At 75.1% G+C, this 17731-nt stretch carries 15 protein-coding genes; 9 read left to right on the plus strand and 6 right to left on the minus strand.

Features of this window, described 5'->3' with window-relative positions; genetic code table 11:
- The coding region (locus D459_RS36070; protein WP_017591432.1) for an ABC transporter permease at positions 1-1058 on the plus strand (1058 nt) is incomplete at its 5' end.
- A gap of 35 nt (positions 1059-1093) precedes the next feature.
- Positions 1094-1822, plus strand: a complete 729-nt coding sequence (locus D459_RS0102605) for a Mut7-C RNAse domain-containing protein (RefSeq protein WP_040709010.1) — start codon at positions 1094-1096, stop codon at positions 1820-1822.
- An 11-nt stretch (positions 1823-1833) separates the two neighbouring features.
- Here D459_RS0102605 and D459_RS0102610 read toward each other — a convergent pair whose 3' ends face one another.
- Complete coding sequence (locus D459_RS0102610; protein ID WP_017591434.1) at positions 1834-2283, minus strand: tautomerase family protein; 450 nt, start codon at positions 2281-2283, stop codon at positions 1834-1836.
- A 29-nt stretch (positions 2284-2312) separates the two neighbouring features.
- A complete protein-coding gene (locus D459_RS0102615) occupies positions 2313-2876 on the minus strand; it encodes a TetR/AcrR family transcriptional regulator (protein ID WP_017591435.1) in 564 nt (187 codons plus the stop codon).
- Positions 2877-2977: 101 nt separating this feature from the next.
- Between D459_RS0102615 and D459_RS0102620 the strand changes: the two genes are divergently transcribed.
- The 3 genes from D459_RS0102620 (at position 2978) to D459_RS34050 (ending at position 4704) form a co-directional block, all read left to right on the plus strand.
- A complete protein-coding gene (locus D459_RS0102620; RefSeq protein WP_017591436.1) occupies positions 2978-3802 on the plus strand; it encodes a metalloregulator ArsR/SmtB family transcription factor in 825 nt (274 codons plus the stop codon).
- Between the two features lie 12 nt (positions 3803-3814).
- Positions 3815-4396, plus strand: coding sequence for a dihydrofolate reductase family protein (locus D459_RS0102625; RefSeq protein ID WP_017591437.1), 582 nt, complete (start codon positions 3815-3817; stop codon positions 4394-4396).
- Between the two features lie 80 nt (positions 4397-4476).
- The gene (locus tag D459_RS34050; protein ID WP_081620422.1) at positions 4477-4704 is read left to right on the plus strand and encodes a dihydrofolate reductase family protein; all 228 of its coding nucleotides are present in this window, start codon (positions 4477-4479) and stop codon (positions 4702-4704) included.
- Between the two features lie 87 nt (positions 4705-4791).
- Here D459_RS34050 and D459_RS0102635 read toward each other — a convergent pair whose 3' ends face one another.
- The 3 genes from D459_RS0102635 to D459_RS35755 form a co-directional block, all read right to left on the minus strand.
- Positions 4792-10257 carry an ATP-binding protein gene (locus D459_RS0102635; protein WP_026119995.1) on the minus strand — a complete coding sequence of 1822 codons (5466 nt, stop codon included), beginning with the start codon at positions 10255-10257 and terminating at the stop codon, positions 4792-4794.
- Positions 10258-10587: 330 nt separating this feature from the next.
- Complete coding sequence (locus tag D459_RS0102645) at positions 10588-11184, minus strand: class I SAM-dependent methyltransferase (RefSeq protein ID WP_017591441.1); 597 nt, start codon at positions 11182-11184, stop codon at positions 10588-10590.
- A gap of 50 nt (positions 11185-11234) precedes the next feature.
- The gene (locus D459_RS35755; RefSeq protein WP_017591442.1) at positions 11235-11399 is read right to left on the minus strand and encodes a hypothetical protein; all 165 of its coding nucleotides are present in this window, start codon (positions 11397-11399) and stop codon (positions 11235-11237) included.
- A gap of 497 nt (positions 11400-11896) precedes the next feature.
- On the opposite strand from D459_RS35755, the gene D459_RS0102655 reads away from it, so the two are divergent.
- Both D459_RS0102655 and D459_RS0102660 read left to right on the plus strand, forming a co-directional pair.
- The gene (locus D459_RS0102655; protein ID WP_026119996.1) at positions 11897-13876 is read left to right on the plus strand and encodes an alkyl/aryl-sulfatase; all 1980 of its coding nucleotides are present in this window, start codon (positions 11897-11899) and stop codon (positions 13874-13876) included.
- A 99-nt stretch (positions 13877-13975) separates the two neighbouring features.
- On the plus strand, positions 13976-14929 hold the full coding sequence (locus tag D459_RS0102660; RefSeq protein WP_026119997.1) for an IS481 family transposase: 954 nt from the start codon (positions 13976-13978) through the stop codon (positions 14927-14929).
- Between the two features lie 280 nt (positions 14930-15209).
- On the opposite strand, the gene D459_RS0102665 is transcribed toward D459_RS0102660, so the two are convergent.
- Positions 15210-16205, minus strand: a complete 996-nt coding sequence (locus D459_RS0102665) for a helix-turn-helix transcriptional regulator (protein ID WP_017591445.1) — start codon at positions 16203-16205, stop codon at positions 15210-15212.
- Between the two features lie 135 nt (positions 16206-16340).
- Between D459_RS0102665 and D459_RS0102670 the strand changes: the two genes are divergently transcribed.
- Together D459_RS0102670 and D459_RS0102675 are read left to right on the plus strand one after the other, a co-directional pair.
- Entirely contained in the window at positions 16341-16736 is a 396-nt protein-coding gene (locus D459_RS0102670; RefSeq protein ID WP_017591446.1) for a RidA family protein, read from the plus strand.
- A gap of 159 nt (positions 16737-16895) precedes the next feature.
- A complete protein-coding gene (locus D459_RS0102675) occupies positions 16896-17636 on the plus strand; it encodes a VOC family protein (RefSeq protein ID WP_026119998.1) in 741 nt (246 codons plus the stop codon).
- Positions 17637-17731: the final 95 nt, after the last annotated feature.

The following is a 17731-nucleotide window of genomic DNA, read 5'->3' on the forward strand; positions in this document are numbered from 1 at the left end:
GCCTGATCGGGGGGTATGCGGTGGCGGCGGCGTCGATCCAGGCGACGCTGGTGCAGGTGATGGCGCGTGAGCTGCCGGCCGATTATGCGGTGTTCCCGGTGGCCGATGGGGTGGGGCGGCCGGGTTCGGGGGACGGGCGGCGGGTGCCGGGGGCGCTGGCGGAGCGGTTGGCGGAGGATCCGCGGGTCGGCGGGGTGGTGCGGGTGCGCACCGGGCGCGGGAGCGCGGGGGGTGCGGGGGTGGAGGTCTCGGCGTATGTGGGCGCCGATGTGGGGGTGGACGTCTCCTCTGAGGTGGTGGAGGGGGATCTGGCCGGGGTGGGGCCGGGTGCGGTGGCGGTGGGGGCCGGTGACGCGGAGCGGTTGGGGGTGGGTGCCGGTGATGCGGTGGCGGTGTCGGGTCCCGGTGGTGAGCGGCGGGTGCGGGTGGCGGCGGTGGTGGCCGAGGGCGGTATGGGAGGGGTGACGGCGGATCCGGGTGATTTCGCGGCGCTGTTCCCGGGTGCGGGGGACGCGGTGCTGCTGGTGCGGGGCGCCGGCGGGGTGGACGGTGCGGAGTTGCGGGGGGCGGTGCTGGGTGCGGTGGCGGATTTCCCGGGGGTGGAGGTGTCCAGTGCGGCGGATCAGCGGGCGCAGTTCTCCCGGTTGTTCGATTCGGTCTTCGTGGTGGTGGTGTGCTTGGCGGGTGCGGCGGTGGTGATCGCGGTGCTGGGGGCGGCGAACACGCTGGCGCTGTCGGCGGGTGAGCGGGCGGGGGAGTTCGCGCTGCTGCGGGCGCTGGGGTTGTCGCGGGGCGCGTTGGGCGGGGTGCTGGCGGCGGAGGGGGTCGTGGTGTCGGTGACGGGTGCGGTGCTGGGGGTCGGGGTGGGGGTGGTGTTCGGGGCCTTGGGTGCGGTGGCGTCGGTTCCGGATGCGGTGGTGGCGCTGCCGTGGGTGCGGATCTCGGCGGTGGTGGGTGCGGCGGTGCCGGTGGGGTTGGCGGCGTCGGTGCTGGGTGCGCGTTCGGCGGCGTCGGTGGGGGTGGCCGGTGCGGGGTCGGGTGCGCCGGGGCAGGTGTGAGGGCGGGCGGGGGCGGGGCGTGCCATCCTCGGAGGGTGGAACGTCGCGAGGTGGTGGTGCGCTTCTCCCCGGAGCTGCGGTTCTTCCTGCGGCCGCGGCACCGGGGGGAGCGGGTGCGGGCGGTCTGCGACGCCGGTGCGCCGCTGGGGCATCTGGTGCAGTCGCTGGGGGTGCCGCTGACCGAGGTGGGGGTGCTGCGGGCCGGCGGGCGCGTGGTGGGGGCGGGGTACAGGCCGGTGCCGGGGCGGGCGGTGGAGGTGGAGGGGGTGTCGTGGCCCCAGCCGGTGCCGTTCGCGCGGGTGCGGTTCCTGCTGGACGTGCATCTGGGGACGCTGGCGCGGCGGTTGCGGCTGCTGGGCGTGGACACCGCCTATGACAACGACCGGGATGACGCTTCGCTGGTGCGGCAGGCCGCGGCCGAGCGGCGGGTGCTGCTGACCCGGGACCGGGGGCTGCTGTGCCGGCGTGCGCTGCCGGCGGGCGGGCATGTTCGGGCGGAGCGGCCGGAGGAGCAGCTGCGGGAGGTGCTGGGGCGGTTCGCGCCGCCGTTGGCGCCGTGGACGCGGTGTCCGGCCTGCAACGGGCTGCTGGTGCGGGCGGCGGCCGAGGAGGTGGCCGCGGAGCTGGAGGCGGGCACTCGGGCCTGCTATGAGGTGTTCGGGCGGTGCGGGGGGTGCGGGCGGGTGTACTGGCCGGGTGCGCACCACGGGCGGTTGGCGCGGATCGTGCGGGAGGCCGAGGAGCTGGTGGCGTCGGTGCGCTGAGCCGGGGCGGGTCAGTCGGCCGGGGGTGCGGTGGTGGTCTCCAGGGCGGCGGGCAGGGCGTCCTGGTCACCGGCGCCGGCGGGGGCGTACTGCGCCTCGCCCTCGCCCAGCGACCAGTCGATGGAGGCGTTCTCGGTGACGGTGACGAACACGTTGCGCGGTTCGGTGCCGGCGTGGTCGCGGGCCAGTTCGGCGATCCTGCGGTACAGCGCCCGCTTCTGGTCGGGGGTGCGCCCGGCGCGCATGGTGATCGCGATGTAGGCGATGCCCTCGTCGCGGTGCACCCCCAGGTAGTCGTCGCAGTGCAGGGTGCCGGAGCGGCCGTCGTGGTCGGTGAGGACCTGGAAGCGGTCTTCGGGCGGGACGCCGAGGGTCTCGACGAGGGCCTCGTGCACGGCGCGGCCCAGCGCCTCCAGGCGCCGGGGGCCGGCCTGCAGGGTGTCGATGCGGACGAAGGGCATGGGCGGTTCCTCCGGGATCCGGGGCGGGGTCAGGGGCGGCGGGGGGCGAGCAGGGCCAGGGCGCCTTCGACGGCGCGGGCCTGGGCCTGGGCCGAGCCGGAGGCGCGGGCCAGGACGTAGCCGCCCTGCAGTACCGCGGCCAGGGCGGCGGCGGTGGCGGCGGGGTCCAGGCCGGCGTCGACCTCGCCGGCGGCGCGGGCCTGGGCCAGCAGGGCGGCCAGGCGCCCGGTCAGCCAGGAGAGCGCTTCTTGCACCGGTGCGCGCAGGGCGGGGTCGGCCATCACGTCGGGGTCCTGGGTCAGCCGGCCGACGGGGCAGCCCTTGAGGGCGTCGCGCTCCCGGAGCAGGTAGGCGGTGATCCGCTGCAGGGGGGTGCCGGGGGCGGAGAACTCGGCCTCGGCCCGGTCCCTCAGTTCTTCGGCGCTGCGTTGGATGGCGGCCAGCGCCAGGTCGGGCTTGCCGCGGAAGTGGTGGTACATGCTGCCCTGGCCGGCGCCGGCGCGCTGCTGGACGGCTCTGGGGCTGGTGCCGGTGTAGCCGCGCTCCCACAGCAGTTCGCGGGTGCTTTCGATGAGTCGTTCCCTGGTGTCCACGGCCCCGATTGTACATACCTGTAGGTACAGACGGGGGTGCGCTCCGGGGGTCCCGAAGGATTCCTTGACACGAATATTCTCCGCGGTGAATACTTCTGGGCATGGACGGACTCCTCGCCGCCCTGGCCGACCCGGCCCGGTGGCGGCTCGTGAACCTGCTCGCCGAACGGCCCCGCCCGGTCGGCGTCCTCGCCGAACTCGCCGGGGCCCGCCAGCCCCAGACCACCAAGCACCTGCAGGCCCTGGAGCGCGCCGGCGCCGTCACCTCCCAGCGCACCGGCCGGCGCCGCGTCTACGCGCTGCGCGCCGGCCCGCTGCGCGACCTGGCCGCCGAACTCGACCGCCTCGCCGAAGCCGCCGAGCGGACCGGCGGCCCCGGCAGCGCCTTCGACCGCCACCGGCGCAGCCTGCGCACCGAGCGGCTCGCCGCCGAGCAGGGCCCGGGGTGGGCCGACGGCCGCTCCTTCGCCTTCCACCGGTCCCTGGCCGCCGGCCCCGGCGAGGTCTGGCGCCACCTCACCGAGCCCGACCTGCTCGCCCGCTGGTGGGCGCCGCAGGACCTGCGCGTCTCCGAGCTGGCCTTCGACGCCGCGCCGGGCGGGCGGATCGTCCTGGAGTACCGCGACACCGAGGACACCGGCGGCACCGACCCCGTCGCCGGGCGCGCCGAGGGCGCCGTGGAGCAGGCCTCCCCCGGCGAGCACCTGGCCTACCGGCTCTCCCCGCTGCTGCCCGACGGCTCCCCTGCCTTCACCGCCCGCGTCGACCACCGGCTGCGGCCCGCCGGGGCCGGCACCGACCTACGGGTGGAGTACCGGATCACCGACAGCACCTCCCCTTCCGCCGACTTCATCGCCGGCATCGAGACCGGCTTCGGCCAGAGCCTCGACGCGCTCGCCGCGAGCATCGGCACCGACACCCCCTGACAGGAGCACACCGTGGGACGCCTGATCATCAACACCGGCATGACCGCCAACGGCGCCTTCGAGGCGCCGGCGCCCGAAGCGCACGGCGGATGGCTGGTCACCGACCCCCACAGCATGCAGGCCGGGCTGGAGATGTGGCGGGCCGCCGACGCCATGGTGCTGGGCCGCAGGACCTATGAGGGGCTGTCCAAGGCCTGGCCCGCCCTGGCCGGCGCCCCCGGGTTCGAGGCCTACGCCGCCCGGATGAACTCCATGCCCAAGTACGTGGCCTCCCGGACCCTGAGCGGACCGCTGGAGTGGAACGCCGCCCTGCTGGAAGGCGACCCCGCCGGCGCGGTGACGGCCCTCAAGGAGGAGCACTCCGGCGACCTGATCGTCCCCTGCGCCGGGGAACTGGCCCGCGGCCTCATCACCGCCGGCCTGGTCGACGAGTTCTGGTTCACCGTCAGCCCCTACCTGTGGGACTCCGGGCCGCGGATCTTCGACGGCATCGGCCCCGTCCGGCTGGAGCCCGTCTCCACCACGACCTTCCCCTCCGGCGTGGTCCGCCTGTGCTACCGGCCCGCCCCGCAGGGGGCGCCCGCCGCCGGGTGAGCGCCCGGCCCCCGAAGCCCCGCGGCCCCGAGGAGGACCCCCCATGACCCAGCGGAAGCGGCGCGACGGAGGTCAAGGCGCTGCGCGAGGCCCCCGGGCGGGACATCCTCGCGGTCAACAGCGCGAGCGTCATCCGGGCGCTGCTCCGCGCGGACCTGGTCGACGACCTGCGGTTCGCGGTGGTCCCGGTGCTGCCGGGCGGCGGCCTGCGCCTGTTCGAGGAGGGGCTTCCGGCCTCGGAGTGGAGGCTGGTGCAGTCCACCGCGCTGCCCGACGGCGCGATCGGCCTGCACTACGCCAGGGACTGACCGGGCGGCCCGCCCGGGCACGGAAAGGCCCCCGCCGCCGGGCGCCGAAGCGTCCGGGGGCGGGGGCCGGGTCCGTCCGGGGCCGGGTCAGCCCAGGCGGGCCTCGATCGCCTCGATGATGCGGGGCCGCAGCTCGGCGGCGCCGATCACCGCGTCCACCGAGCCGACCTGCACCGCGCGGCGGATGTCGTGCACCCGGTCGAACTCGGCGGCCACCTCGCCGAGCTTCTCCGCGCGCACCGACGAGCGCAGCTCCTCCAGCTCCGCGGCGAGCGCCGCCTTGTCCGCGCCGGAGGCCGCGGCGGCGCGCGCCTCCAGGGCGGTGACCCGCTCGTCGGCGGCGGTGCGGGCGTCGACGTCGCGGGCGAAGACCACCGCGGCGGCCGGCGCGCCGCCCAGCACCGAGGCATAGGAGCCCTCCAGCGCCAGCACGGTCATGTTCGGGTTGAGCGCCTTGGAGAAGACCACGAACGCGCCGCCGTGGTAGCGGGAGATCACGCAGAACACGATCGGGCCGCGGAAGTTGACGATCGCGCGGCCGATCTCGGCGCCGTACTCCAGCTGCAGCTTGCGCATCGACTCGGGGGAGCCGTCGAACCCGGACAGGTTGGCCAGCACCACCAGCGGCCGGTTGCCGCTGGCGGCGTTGATCGCCCGGGCGGCCTTCTTCGACGACCGCGGGAACAGGGTCCCGGCGGTGTAGGCGTCGGGGCCGTCGGTGGGCGGGAAGCCGCGCCGGGCCACCGAGCGGGACTCGATGCCCAGCAGGCACACCGGGATGCCGCCCATGTGCACGTCCTGCACCGCGGCGGTCTCGGCGTCGGCCATGCCCGCCCAGCGCTCCAGCACCGGGTGGTCCTGGTCGGAGACGGCGCGCATCACGGTGCGGATGTCGAAGGGCTTCTTGCGGTCGGGGTTGTGCTCGGCGGAGAAGATCTCGCCGACGGTGGTGAAGTCGCTGCCCTCCGCGGAGTGCGGGAAGGGGCGGACGTCGCGGTCGCGGGGGTCGGTGGTGGCGGCGCGGCGCGGGGCGTGCTCGCCGGGGGCGACGTAGGAGTGGTCGTAGTGGGCCATCAGCACGTCGCGGGCGGCGGGCAGGTCGGGCGCCCAGTACTGGGCCTGGCCGTTGGGGCCCATCACCCGGTCGTAGCCGCCGATGCCGAAGTTGTCCTCGGCCGAGACCCCGCCGGAGAAGTCCAGGGACTGCTTGCCGGTGAGCACCATCGCCGAGTCGGGGGTCATCACCAGCACGCCCTTGGTGTGCATGAGCATGGTGGCCTCGGCGTTCCAGTAGGGCTGGGCGCCGACGTTGATGCCGGCGACGACGATGTTGATCTCGCCGCCGTCCTGGGTGAACTCCACGATCCGCTTGAGGGCGGCGGCCACCCAGTCCATGTTCTCGGTGCCCGAGGACATGGAGATGCGGGCGCCGGAGGACAGCGCGTACCACTCCAGCGGGATGCGCATCCGCTCGGCCAGGTCCAGGGCGGCGATCACCCGGCGGCACTCCGGCTCCGACAGCGCGCCCAGCGACTTGGTGGGGTCGCCCAGCAGCACCACCCGGGTGACGCCCTGGGGGTGGCGCGGGGTGGGGGTGGTGACGACGCCCGCCACCAGGGCGGCGGTGTTGTTCCCCTTGGGGCGGTCCACCGGCACCAGGGTGTGGGTGTCGTCCAGGTCGTACTCGGTGAAGTCGCCGAGCATGCCGGTGAGCTCGTAGGGGTAGGCGGTGTTGCGGGCGGCGGCGCGCAGCACCTTCTGCCGGTAGGCGTCGAGGGGTTCGACCGGGTCGGCGGCGGGTTCGCCGATGGTCAGCTCGGTGGCGCCGGCGTTGTCGAAGGCGATGCGCACGGCGACCTCGGTCTGCTCGCCGGTGCCGGTGTCGCGGCGGCGCGCGATGAACAGGACCTCTTCCAGGTCGGCGCCGGCGGAGGTGGGCAGGACGCGCTTGGTGAGCATCTCCAGTTCGGCGCGGGTGAGGTCGCTGGAGGGCCAGACGTAGACGACGATCCGGTTGGTGGGCAGGCGCCGGCGGGCGGGGCGGCGGGCGCGGGCGCGGCGGATGGAGTCCAGGCAGGCGGCGACGGTCTCCTCGGCGGTGGGCAGGGCGACCAGGCGGCCGTCGGCCTCGCGCAGTTCGGTGAGGTCGCGGACCTGGGCGAAGGCGACCAGGCGGTCGTCGGAGGGGTCGTCCTTGGCGACGGCCTGGTAGAGGTAGACCTCTTCGTCGGCGGAGGGCAGCCGGGTGAGGTCGAAGGCGCCGAACCGCTCCATCTGCATGCGCCGGGCGATGTGGGGGTGCAGGCCGCGGATGAGGCGGTGCTCGGTGGTGCCCTGGGCGGTGGGGTGGAAGGTGAAGTGGTGGTGCATGACGGCGCCGCGGCTGCCGGCGACGGTGGTGGTGATCCTGCGGACCTGCTCGGGCAGCGGGTGGGCGCCGATGACCTGGAGCAGGGCGGCGGCCATCGCGTCGGGGTCGGCGGGCTGGTTCTCCCAGGACAGGTAGATGTCGGCGTCGACGGGGCGGTCGCCGCCGGCCTGGGCGGCCAGGCCGTCCAGGGCGGAGCCCAGGGCGTCGAAGCCGGCGGCGGCGGAGAGCACGCGGGTGCCGTCGGTGCGTTCGGCCAGGACGAAGGTGCAGTCGGCGGCGCGGGTGGTGTGCACCGAGGCGATGGCCTTGGAGCCGTAGTAGCGGCGGGTGAGGACCTCCAGCATGGCGGAGTTGTCCAGGCCGTCGCGGGTGAGGCGGCGGCCGAGCAGGCGCACCAGGGGTTCGGTGGTGCGCACCATCTCCTCGATGCGGCGGGCGCGGTCGGCGGCGTCGGGGTGGGCGTCCAGGTGGCGCAGGTGGCGGCGGACGTCGGCGTAGACGCGGGCGCGGTTGCGGCGCAGCAGCGGCTGGCCGAACCAGGCGAAGACCACGCCGCGGGCCAGGTCGGCGACGGCGGGGAAGCGGACCTGGGTGGCGGCGATGAGGCGTTCCAGGGCCAGGCCGGCGGGTTCGCGCAGGGTCTCGTCGGGCTGGGGGTCGCTCAGCCAGGTGCGCAGCAGTGCGGCGACGGCGCCGGCGTCGGCGGCGGCGCGCTGCTGGGCGAGGAAGACGCGGAAGACCGCGGCCTCCAGTTCGGGGGTGCGCTCCAGGTCGGCGACGCCGTAGTGGGCCAGGGCGGTGGCCAGTTTGGCCTGGAAGGACTCCGGGAGGCCGGCGCGTTCCACGTCGAGGCTCTGCAGGTAGGCGTGGAGGTGTTCGCGGGCGCTGTGCACGCGGTCGTCGGCGCCGGCGTCGTCCTCGCCGGAGGGGCGGTTGCGGGTCAGTTCGGCGAGGTCGGCGAAGGCGTTGAGGAGGTCGAGTTCGCCGGGGAGGACGCGGTGGCCCTGGTCGGCGGCGTCGCGGCGGGCGGCGAGGTAGTCCTGCAGCGGGCGGTCGGGGTCGCGGGGGTCGGCGTCGTAGCCCAGCAGCAGGCCGTGCAGGTCCTGGCGGGCGCGGTCGAGGCGCTGGTCGGCGGGGGCGCCGGCGGGGGCGTCCGGCAGGTCCAGTTCGACGGGTTCGGTGTCGGCCTCGGCGGTGTCGTCTCCGTCGGCGAGGGGTTCCAGGCGCAGCAGCGGGGCGCCGGTCTCGACCTGGCTGCCCACCGACACCGCGCATTCCTTGAGGCGGGCCTTGAACGGTGCGCGCAGCACCGTCTCCATCTTCATGGACTCCAGCACCAGGACGGGGGCGCCGGCCTCGACCTCGGCGCCGGTCTCCAGGGGGGTGGCGATGACCAGGGCGGGGGTGGGGGAGCGCAGCACGCCGCCCTCGTCGCGGCTGACGCGGTGGGCGGTGCCGTCGACCTCGACCAGGTGGACGGGGCCGTGGGTGTCGGTGAGCAGGCGGTAGCGGGCGCCGTTGACGGTGATCTGGCCGGTGTGGCGGTCGTAGCGGTCGAGTTCGACGTCGGCGGTGCGGGCCTGGTCGCCGGCTTCGATGGCGATGCGGAAGCGGTGGGCGCCGGTGCGGGCGACGCGGACCCGGTAGGCGGTGCCGCGGAGTTTGAGGTCGAGGGGGCGGCCGCTCTCGTGCTGGACCTGGGGGCGGCCGCCGAAGGCGGTGGACAGCAGGCGGCGGCGCTCGGTGTGCTCCTGCTCCTCGTAGGCCTCGATGGCGGCGGCGGCCAGGGCGACGGCGGAGTGGCGGTGGGAGACCAGGCCGCCTTCGGCGCGGACGCGGTCGATCCAGCCGGTGTCGGCGGTGGCGCCGATGACCTCGGGGCGGTCGAGCAGGTCCAGGACGAAGCTCTTGTTGGTGGCGCCGCCTTCGATGATGACGGTGGTCTGGGCCATGGCGCGGCGCAGCCGGCCCAGGGCCTCGTCGCGGTCGCGGCCGTAGGCGATGATCTTGGCGATCATGGAGTCGAAGTCGGCGGGGATGGTGTCGCCTTCGGTGACTCCGGTGTCGACCCGGATGCCGGGGCCGGCGGGCAGGTCGAGGCGGGCGATGCGGCCGGGGGAGGGGGCGAAGTCGCGGTCGGGGTCCTCGGCGTTGAGGCGGGCCTCCACGGCGTGGCCGCGCTCGGCGGGCGGGCGGCCTTCGAGGCGGCCGCCGCCGGCCACGTGCAGCTGGGCCTTGACCAGGTCGAAGCCGGTGGTGGCCTCGGTGATGGGGTGTTCGACCTGGAGGCGGGTGTTGACCTCCAGGAACGCGAAGAGCTTGTCGGCGGGGTGGTAGAGGAACTCGACGGTGGCGGCGCCGCGGTAGCCGACGGCGACGGCCAGGCGTTCGGCGGAGGCCTTGAGTTCGGCGGCCTGGTCGGGGGTGAGGACGGGGGAGGCCGATTCCTCGATGATCTTCTGGTTGCGGCGCTGCACGGAGCAGTCGCGCACGCCCAGTGCCCAGGCGGTGCCCTGGCCGTCGGCGATGACCTGCACTTCGACGTGGCGGGCGCCGGTGACCAGGCGCTCCAGGAAGACGGTGCCGCTGCCGAAGGCGCGGGCGGCCTCCTGGCTGGTGCGCTCGTAGGCGTCGGCGAGTTCGGCGGGGTCGGTGATGACGCGGATGCCGCGGCCGCCGCCGCCGGCGGTGGCCTTGAGCATCAGCGGGTAGCCGATGCGCTCGGCGGCGGCGAGGGCGTCGTCGAGGGTGTCCACGGCGCCGCGGCTCCAGGGGGCGACGGGGACGCCGACCTCTTCGGCGATGAGTTTGGCGCCGATCTTGTCGCCGAGCCTGCGCATGGCGTCGGGGGAGGGGCCGATGAAGGCGACGCCGATCTGCTCGCACAGTTCGGCGAAGGCGGGGTCTTCGGCGACGAAGCCCCAGCCGACCCAGGCGGCGTCGGCGCCGGTGGCGGTCAGGGCGCGCTCCAGGGCCTTGAGGTCGAGGTAGGGGCGGGCGGAGGCGGGGCCGAGGTCGTAGGCGAGGTCGGCTTCGCGGACGAAGGCGGCCGCGCGGTCGACGTCGGTGTACAGGGCGACGGTCTCGATCCGGGTCCCGGTCTCCGCGGCGATGTCCCGTACGGCGTGGATGAGGCGCATGGCCGCTTCTCCACGGTTGACGATGGCGACACGACTGAACACCAGACCGAGCCCTCCTCATAGACCGATGATGTGCGAGCCGGGGGCGTGGTGGTCCCCGGCAGTGTTCCAGCCTTCCGTCTGGAGGGGGGCGGTGCCATGTCGTAATCCGCTCACGCTGAGCGGCGCGAGTTGTGGAAATCGACCAAAAAGCGGGTGGTCGTCCGGGGCGGCGGCGCGGGGGCGGTGGCGCCGGTCACCCCCCGGCGGGCGGTCGACGCGGGGCACGGGGCGGAGGGCTTCGCCCCGCTCCTCGCCGCCCTGTAGCCGCCCCCCTTCTTTTTCAGGGGGTGCGCGGGGCGGGCGGGAGGCCCGCCCCGCGCGGGGCGCCGGTCACCGTTCGCGCCGCGCCCGCAGGACGGTGTCGCGGGTGTGGCGGGTGCCGGCGGGTGCGGGGCCGGTGCGCGGGCGGGTCTCGGCGACCAGGACGGTCCAGTCGTCGCCGAGCAGGGCGGCGATGTCGCCGGGCTGGTAGTGGTCGGCGGGGTCGAAGCCCCGGCGGGGTTCGAGGTCGCCGGGGTGGTGGGTGGCGAAGAGCAGGGTGCCGCCGGGGGCGACGGCGTCCAGCAGGCCGCGCAGCGCGGTGTGGCCGGGTCGGCGGGGCAGCGGGAAGTAGTGGACCGAGACCAGGTCGAAGGCGCCGGGCGGCGGGGGCGCCTCGGCCAGGTCGCCGCAGGCCCAGGAGATGCGGCCGGCGACGCCGGCGGCGGAGGCGGCGGCGCGGCGCAGGGCGGTGAGGGAGAGGTCGACGGCGGTGACCTTCCAGCCGCGCCGGGCCAGCCAGAGCGCGTCGGCGCCTTCGCCGCAGCCGGCGTCGAGGGCCTGGCCGGGTTCCAGGTCGGCGGCCTCGGCGACGAGTACGGGGTTGGGGGCGCCGCTGAAGACGCGGTCGCGGCCGCGGTACATCTGCTCCCAGTGGAGGGTGTCCATGCCGGTGCTCCTCTTCTGTTCTGCCGGGGGCGGCGGTGTCGGGCGGGCGGTCACAGGCCGTGCCTGCGGTCGCCGAGGACGCGGGCGCAGACGCCGGCCTCTGCCTCGGGGGAGAAGGGGGCGCCGTCCCCGGGGGCCGGGCGGCGGCCGCCGGGGGCCTGTGCGGGGCCGTCCGGGGCCGGGGTGCGGGGTGCGCGGTCGCCGTCGTGGTCCATGGTGGCCTCCTCGGGCGCCAATCTGCCCCCGGCGCGGGCCCGGCGGCCAGTTTCTTTGCCGGAACCGCAAAACCGGCCCGGGCCCCGACCCGGGGGGCGCGGCCGGGCGCCGTTCACCCGGAACGCCCCGCCCGTTCGCCGGGCGTTTCCGCGGAAAAGGGGGCCGGGGAAGGCCCGGGAGGTGCTCCGGGCGCTTCGTGACATTCGCCATCGCGGCCGGCCCGTGGCGGCGGATCCGCCCGCCGGGCGGATCCCCACTAACAGATGGGGAATGCAGGGAAAGCGCCGGGCCCGTGGTCATCCGGGGTGGGCGGAGAAAACCCATGTCTCAGGTGGAGAATGGGTGGAAGTTCCCGGTCGGCGGCACCGGGCGGGGAATTTATGCGCACCTGACACCCGTGGTCCGGGTCACCCGCAGGATCGCCCGCCCGGGGTTTTCCGGTTCTGTAGCGTGAATGCCACCTGCCCCCGCGTTTCCGTCGCGATGAGAGGTATGCATGGCTTCCCTGGACCGACGCACATTGTTCACCGCCGCCGGCGGCGCCGCCGCGGGAATGGCGGCCGGCGCCGCCGCCACGGCCCTCGCGGTCGAATCCGGAAACGGCTCCGGTGATTTCTCCGGATTCGGCGGCGCGCGGAGCGCCGTCGACGAGGAACGGCTCGATTTCGGCGACGAGCGCGATTTCGAAGACGCGGACAGGGGCTTCGTCGCCGCCCTTTCCCCCGGGGTCGTCGAGGACGGGGACGGGAAGGTCGTCTGGGACGGCGACTCCTACGGCTTCCTGGAGGAGGACGTCCCCGAGACCGCCAGCAGGAGCCTGTGGCGGCAGTCGCGGCTCGCGGCCAAGCAGGGCCTGTACAAGGTCACCGACCGCGTCTACCAGGTGCGCGGGCTCGACCTGTCCAACATGACCCTGATCGAAGGCGACCGCGGGGTCGTGGTCGTCGACCCGCTCATCTCCGCCGAGACCGCCGCCGCGGCGCTGGAGCTGTACCGCGAGCACCGGGGGAAGGAGGCCGACCGGACCGAGGTGACCGGGCTGGTCTTCACCCATTCCCACGCCGACCACTTCGGCGGGTGCCGCGGCGTCCTGCCGGACGGCGGCTCCGAGGAGGTCCCCGTGCTGGCCCCGCAGGGGTTCATGCAGCACGCGGTCTCGGAGAACGTGTACGCGGGGACGGCCATGCAGCGCCGCGCCGTCTACATGTACGGATCGCGGATCCCCCGCTCGCCCTCGGGGCAGATCGGGTGCGGGCTGGGCCAGGCCATGTCCACGGGGGCGATCGGGCTGATCCCGCCCACCACGGAGATCACCGAGACCGGGCAGGTGGAGACGGTCGACGGGGTGGAGTTCGAGTTCCAGATGACGCCGGGCACCGAGGCCCCCGCCGAGCTGAACTTCCTCCTGCCCGGGCTGCGCGCCCTGTGCATGGCGGAGAACGCCACGCACACGATGCACAACATCATCACGCTGCGCGGCGCGCAGGTGCGCGACCCGCGGGTGTGGGCGCACTACCTGGACGAGTCCATCGTGCTCTTCGGGGACAGGGCGGACGTGGCGTTCGCCTCGCACCACTGGCCGACGTGGGGCGGCGAGCGCATCACCGCGCTGCTGGAGAAGCAGCGCGACCTGTACGCCTACATGCACGACCAGACGCTGCGGATGATCAACCTGGGCATGACGGGGCCCGAGATCGCCGAGGAGATCACCCTGCCGCCGGCGCTGGCGGAGACCTGGGCCAACCGCGGGTACTACGGGTCGCTCAGCCACAACGTCAAGGGGATCTACCAGCGCTACATGGGCTGGTTCGACGGGAACCCGGCGCACCTGTGGGAGCACCCGCCGGCCCAGGCGGCCCGGCGGTACGTGCAGGCGCTGGGCGGGCGGGCCGGCGCGCTGGACGCGGCGAAGGCGTTCGCGGAGGAGGAGGACCTGCGGTTCGCGGCGACGCTCCTCGACCACCTGGTGTTCGCCGACCCCGACGACGAGGAGGCCAAGGAGGAGCTGGCGCAGGTGTACACGCGCCTGGGGCACGCGGCGGAGAACGCCGTGTGGCGCAACTTCTACCTCACCGCCGCCCAGGAGCTGCGCGAGGGGGTGGCGAAGACGCCCACCGACACGACCGGCCGGGACATGCTGATGGCCCTGGGCGTGGACCAGCTGATCGATTCGGTGGCGGTGCGGATCGACGGGCCCCGGGCGTGGGACCTGAAGGTCCGGATGGACTGGAGCCTGCCGGAGCAGGACGAGGTGTGGCACCTGACGCTGCAGAACGGGGTGCTGACCTACCGCCGCGGCACCGAGCCCGACCCGGACGCCGGAGTCGTGCTCACCATGACCAAGGCCCGGCTGCTCGGCCTGCTGGGCGGCGAGGGCCTGGACGGCATCGAGGTGAAGGGGGACGAGTCCCTGGTGCAGCAGGTGCTGGACGTCGTGAGCGACCCGGACACCGATTTCGCGATCGTGACGCCCTAGCTGTAATGATCATGGACGTTGTTGACAGCAGGCCTTGATCAATGACGGAGACCTCCGATGTGGTGGAACTACCAGGTCACACACCACACGGAGGCCTCCATGTCCCACCGTAACGCCCGCCTGACCGTCCACGGGCGCCTCCTGCTCGTCCAGCGCATCACCGCCGGCCGCCCCGCGGCCCACGTGGCCGCCCAGATGGGCATCTCCCGCACCACCGCCCACAAATGGCTCCGCCGCTACGAAACCGAAGGCCGAACCGGCCTGTCCGACCGGCCCAGCCGCCCGCACACCACCCCCCGGCGCACCCCCGCCGAGGCCGAGCAGGCCGTGTGCCGGCTGCGCAGGGCCCGCAGACTCGGCCCGGCCCGCATCGCCGCCATCACCGGCATGCCCGCCTCCACCGCGCACCGGATCCTGGTCCGCCACCGCCTCAACCGCCTGGCCCGCCTGGACCGGCCCACCGGCCAAGCGATCCGCCGCTATGAGCGCGAGCGCCCGGGCGAGCTGGTCCACATCGACGTCAAAAAGCTCGGCCGCATCCCCGACGGGGGCGGACGGCGAGCCCGGGGCCGGGCCGCCTGCCCCGACCGCAGGAGCAGGATCGGCTTCGACTACGTCCACTCGGCCATCGACGACCACTCGCGCCTGGCCTACTCCGAGGTCCACCCTGATGAGAAGGCCGCCACCTGCGCGGGCTTCCTCCGGCGGGCCGCGGCCTTCTTCGCCTCGGCCGGCATCGCCGTCGAGCGGGTGCTCACCGACAACGCCTGGGCCTACCGCAGGAGCCGGGCCTTCAAGCAGGCCCTGGCCGACATCGGCGCCCGGCCCCGCTTCATCCGGGCCTACCGGCCCCAGACCAACGGCAAGGTGGAGCGGTTCAACCGGACCCTGGTCGAGGAGTGGGCCTATGCGCGGGCCTACTCCTCCAGCGCCGAGCGGACCCGGGCCCTGGAGGAGTTCCTGCACGCCTACAACCACCACCGCTGCCATACCGCATTGGGAGGGCGACCACCGATCAGCCGCGTGAACAACGCACCGGGGTATCACACCTAGCCGTACCGCCCCGATCCGCCTGCCCCGCACGGCGCCGCCGTGCGGGGCAGGCCGGCCCCGGCCGTCCCGTGCCCCCGGACGGCCGGGGCCTCCTGCCGCAGAGGAGCCGCCGGCCCCGGGGCCCGGGGCCGGCACCCCGGGGCGGGGAAGACAGGGGCCGCCTCCGACCGGGGCGGATGCGGACCCCGGTCCGCGGTGCCCGCCCCGGAAGGGCCCCGCGTCCGCCCGCCCCGTCCGGCCGCGGGCGGGGCGCGGCCGCTCGGCGGGCGGTTCCGCGGCGCTAGCGGCCCTCCCGGCCGGAGGAGGGCTCCGCGTGGCGGGCGGCGATCGCGGCGGCGCGGTCGCGCAGGCGGGCGCGCAGCCACTGCGGGGCGAGGACCTCGGCGCCGTCGGCGATCCGCCACAGCGCCCATTCGGCGTGCTCGGCGTCCTGGAAGGCCGCCTCCACGCGGAGCAGCCCGTCGGCGCCGGGCTCCCCTCCGGCGCGCACGGCCAGCGCGGTGCCCGCCAGCTCCTCCCGGTGCCGCGGGGCCACCCGCACCAGCACGCCGACCCGGTCGCCGCCGGTGCGGAACCGGGCGGCGCGCTCCCGCCAGGCCCGGTCCAGGTCGACCCGGTCCGGCCGCCGCGCGGGTTCGGCCAGCTCCTCGGCGGCCAGGACCCGGGACAGCCGGTAGGTGCGGTCCTCACCGGACCTGATGGCCAGCAGGTAGCCGATGCCGTCCGCGGTGACCAGGCCGACCGGGTCGACGGTGCGCCACTCGGGGGGCCGGTTCGCGGCCGCGTAGCGGATGCGCAGCCGGTGCCCGCAGAGCACGGCGCTGCGGATCTCGGCCATGGCGGGCCCGGGCTCCTCCTCGGCGGCGGTGGGGCGGGCGAGCAGGTCGGTGCCGGGGTCGACGAGCAGCCGGCGGGCCGCGTCGTCGGCGGCGGCCCGGTCGCTCTCGGGCAGCGCGTCGGCCACCTTGCGCATGGCCGAGGCGAGCGCGGCGCCCAGGCCGAACGCCTGCGCGCCGCGCCGGGACCCCGCGACCAGCAGGGCGAGGGCCTCGTCGCGGTTGAGGCCGGTGAGCTCGGTGCGGAAGCCGGGCAGCAGCGCGAAGCCGCCGTGGCGGCCGCGCTCGGCGTAGACCGGGACGCCGGCCGCGGACAGCGCCTCGATGTCGCGCAGCACGGTGCGGGTGGAGACCTCCAGCTCGCGGGCGAGCGCGGCCGCGCTCATCCGGCCGTGCCGGCGCAGCAGCAGTACCAGCGAGACCAGCCGGTCGGCGCGCATGCGGGAACTCTACCGAAATACACGACAGGCGCTGTCGTGATTGGTCGGCAGGCTCGTCGGCACGACGTCGGAGGCGGCGCCCGCATGCCGGTGGGCGCACGTGCCGTCGATGGAGCGAACGGAGCTGATGGGGCGATGGAGCGCACGGCGGTCAACCCGTGGAAGTGGTCGGTGGAGATGGGCTACAACCAGGGCGAAGTCGTCTCGGGGGGCACCCGGGTCCTGTACTGCTCGGGGCAGGCCGCGATGGGCGGCGACGGCGGGCCCCGGCACGCCGGGGACATGGCGGCGCAGCTGGCGCTGAGCCTGGACAACCTGGAGGCCGTCCTGGGGGAGGCCGGCATGTCCCTGGCGGACCTGGTGCGGCTCAACGTCTACACCACCGACGTCGACCTGCTCTTCCGGCACTACGGGGTGCTGGCGTCGCGGCTGGGCGCGGCCGGGGCGGCGCCGGCCACCACGATGCTGGGGGTGGTGCGGCTGGCGGTCCCCTCCCTGATGGTCGAGCTGGAGGGGACCGCCGCCGCGTGACGCGGACCCGCCGCCTCCGCGGCCCGTGCCGGCCGACACGGGCCGCGGGCGCCGGACTCCTCTCCCCGGCCGCGGGCCGGGCGGGTACGCCGCCGGACGCCGGGACCGCGCGCGGACCGGCCGGCCGCGCGGATCCGCCCCGGGCATAGGCTCTGCGGCATGGCACTGCGACTTGTTCAGGTGAATTTCAAGGCCCGGGACGATGAGGCCCTCGGCCGGTTCTGGGGTGAGGTGCTCGGCTGGGACCTCTCCAGTGAGGGCCCCGGCGTGACCAACGTCGAACCCCCGGACTTCACCTGGCCGGACCCCTCCGCCGTCTGCGTCGACGTCGTCACCGTCCCCGACCCCGAGACGGTGCGGTACAGGGTGCACCTGGACCTGGCCACCGCCTCCGAGGCCCACCGGGCGGAGCTGGTCGCGCGGCTGGAGGACCTCGGCGCGACGCACGCGGACGTGGGCCAGGGCGATGTCCCGTGGACGGTCATGGCCGACCCGGAGGGCAACGTGTTCTGCGTGCTGGAGCCCCGGGAGGTCTACCGGGACACCGGGCCGATCGCCGCGGTGGTGGTCGACTGTGCGGACCCGCGGGCGATGGCCCGGTTCTGGGACGGGGCCATCGACTGGACCCTGCACGAGGCGACCGGGGAGCGCGCGGTGCTGCGCTCGGCCAAGGGGGTCGGCCCCTACCTGGAGTTCATCCGCGCGGGCGGCGAGAAGAGGTGGTGGAACCGGGTCCACCTCGACGTGATGCCCTACGCCGGCGACGACCAGGCCGCGGAGGTCGCCCGGCTGGAGTCCCTGGGCGCCGCCTCCATCGACATCGGCCAGGGCGACGTGTCGTGGAGGTGCCTGGCCGACCCCGAGGGCAACGAGTTCTGCGTCCTCAACGCGGGCGGCTGACCCCGGGCCCGGCCCGCCCTCGCCGGCGCCGGCGAGGGCGGGCCGGAAGACCCCTTGCGCCCTACGCCGGCGCTCCCCCGGGCCGCCCGCCACCC

It is taken from the genome of Nocardiopsis potens DSM 45234 (assembly GCF_000341105.1).
GTDB lineage: Bacteria > Actinomycetota > Actinomycetes > Streptosporangiales > Streptosporangiaceae > Nocardiopsis_A > Nocardiopsis_A potens.